The sequence below is a fragment of the Rhodosalinus sp. genome (assembly GCF_046542825.1).
Lineage (GTDB): Bacteria > Pseudomonadota > Alphaproteobacteria > Rhodobacterales > Rhodobacteraceae > Rhodosalinus.
In genome coordinates this window covers 1-2,618 of sequence record NZ_JBKHAQ010000189.1, presented here as the reverse complement: position 1 = coordinate 2,618, position 2,618 = coordinate 1, and the positions used below count along the sequence as shown (strand labels likewise).

General features: G+C 67.3%; 1 protein-coding gene. It reads right to left on the bottom strand.

Annotated elements, in window-relative coordinates; translation table 11 throughout:
* Positions 1-83: 83 nt before the first annotated feature.
* Positions 84-2,618, bottom strand: a 2,535-nt coding sequence (metH, locus tag ACLFOB_RS14885; protein WP_410926601.1) for a methionine synthase, incomplete at its 5' end; no start/stop codon positions are given.

The window sequence follows — 2,618 nt, the reverse complement described above, 5'->3', positions numbered from 1 at the left end:
GCGCCCTGCCTCTGTCCGCTCCCTGATCCGTCCTCTTGCAAAAGCCGGGGGTCTGGGGCCTGCGCGCAACGCGACCGGCTGCCTCAGGCCGACTTCCGCAGTGCCCCGGCGCCCGGCGTATAGGCGAGGTTTGGCGCCAGCCAGCTTTCGACCTCCGCCAGTTCCATGCCCTTGCGCGCCGCGTAATCCTCTGCCTGGTCGCGGCCGATGCGGCCGACGCCGAAATAGGCGGCCTCGGGGTGCGCGAAATAGAAGCCCGAGACGGCGGCCGCGGGCCACATGGCGCAGCTTTCGGTCAGCGTGAGGCCCGCCCGCCGCTCGGCGTCGAGCAGGTCGAAGAGCGTGCGCTTCTCGCTGTGATCGGGACAGGCCGGATAGCCCGGCGCAGGGCGGATGCCGCGATAGCCCTCGCGGATCAGTTCCTCGTTCGATAGCGCCTCGTCGGGCGCGTAGCCCCAGATCTCGCGCCGCACGCGCGCGTGCATCGCCTCTGCCAGCGCCTCGGCCAGCCGGTCGGCCAGCGCCTGCGCGAGGATCGCGTCATAATCGTTCCCCTCGGCCTTGTAGCGGTCGGCGATGGCATGCACCTCCTCGCCCGCATTGACGGCGAAGCCGCCGATCCAGTCGGGCGTGCCCCTGGGCATCACGAAGTCGGCAAGGCACATGTTGGGCCTGTCGCGGCGCTTTTCCGTCTGCTGGCGGAGCATGGGAAAGCGCGCGCGCTCGCGGCGCCGGTGCTCGTCCGTCCAGACGATCACGTCGTCGCCGTCGCGGTTGGCAGGCCAGATTGCGAGCGCCGCCTTCGGCGTGAACCAGCCCTCTGCCGCGATCCGGTCAAGCATGTCCTGCGCGTGGCCGTAAAGCTCGCGCGCGGTCTCGCCCCTGTGCGGGTCGTCGAGGATCTTCGGGAAGGTCTGCCGCATTTCCCATGTCCAGAAGAAGGGCGACCAGTCGATGTAGCTGCGCAACTCCTCGATCGTGGGCGGCGTGACATCGATCAGCCCGGTTCGCGCGGGCCGCTCTGGGGTGTGGTTGCCGGGATCGAAGGCGTTGGCGCGCGCCGCCGCCAGCGGCACGGTGGGCCGTTCCTTCGCGCCCGCGACCCCGTCGGCGAGGCCCTGATACGTCTCCGACACCTCCGCCAGGAATTGCGGCTTGCGCTCCTTCGACAGGAGGCGAGAGACCACGCCCACCGCCTTCGATGCGTCGTCCACATGCACCACGCCATGCGCATATTCCGGCATGATCCGGATCGCGGTGTGCTTCTTCGAGGTGGTCGCGCCCCCGATCAGCAAGGGCACGTCGAGGCCCTGCCGCGTCATCTCGGACGCCACCTCCACCATCCGGTCGAGCGACGGGGTGATCAGGCCCGACAGCCCGATGACGTCGGCCTTTTCCTCCTTCGCGCGGGCGATGATGTCCTCGGTGGGGACCATCACGCCCATGTCCACCACGTCGTAGTTGTTGCAGGCCAGCACGACGCCCACGATGTTCTTGCCGATGTCGTGGACGTCGCCCTTCACCGTGGCCATCAGGATCTTTCCCTTGGCGCTGGTGTCGCCGGCGCGCTTCTTCTCCGCCTCCATGTAGGGGATCAGGTGGCCCACGGCGGTCTTCATCACGCGGGCCGACTTCACCACCTGCGGCAGGAACATCTTGCCCTCGCCGAAAAGCTCGCCCACCACGTTCATGCCGTCCATCAGCGGCCCCTCGATCACGTCGAGCGGGCGTTCGGCCTTTTGCCGGGCTTCCTCGGTGTCGTCGATGACGTGGTCGGTGATGCCGTGGATCAGCGCGTGGGACAGCCGCTTCTCGACCGGCGCCTCGCGCCACTTCGGGTCGGATTTCTTCTGCGCCTCGCCCTTGTCGCGGTAGTCGTCCGCGATGGCGAGCAGCCGGTCGGTGGCATCGTCGCGGCGGTTGAGCAGCACGTCCTCGACCCGCTCCTTCAGCTCGGGCGGGATGTCGTCATAGACGGTGATCTGCCCTGCGTTCAGGATCGCCATGTCGAGGCCCGCGCGGATCGCGTGGTAGAGGAAGGCCGAATGCATCGCCTCCCGCACGGGATCGTTGCCGCGGAAGCTGAACGAGACGTTCGACAGCCCGCCCGAGACCAGCGCGTAAGGCAACCGCGCCTTGATCATGCGCGTCGCCTCGAAGAAGGCGACGGCATAGTTGTTGTGCTCATCGATCCCTGTGGCCACGGCGAAGATGTTGGGGTCGAAGATGATCTCCCACGGGTCGAAGCCTGCCTTTTCCGTCAGCAGGCGATAGGCGCGTTCAGAGATGGCGAACTTGTGCTCGGCCGTCTCGGCCTGCCCGCCCTCGTCGAAGGCCATGACCACCACCGCCGCACCGAAGCGTCGGACGATGCGGGCCTGTTCAAGGAACTCCGCCTCGCCCTCCTTGAGCGAGATCGAGTTGACCACAGGCCGGCCTTGCACGCATTTGAGCCCTTCTTCGATCACCTCGAACTTGGAACTGTCGATCATCACCGGAACGCGGCTGATGTCCGGTTCCGCCGCGATCAGGTTGAGGAAGGTGCGCATGGCGGCGGCCGAATCGAGCAGCCCCTCGTCCATGTTCACGTCGATGATCTGCGCGCCGTTCTCGACCTG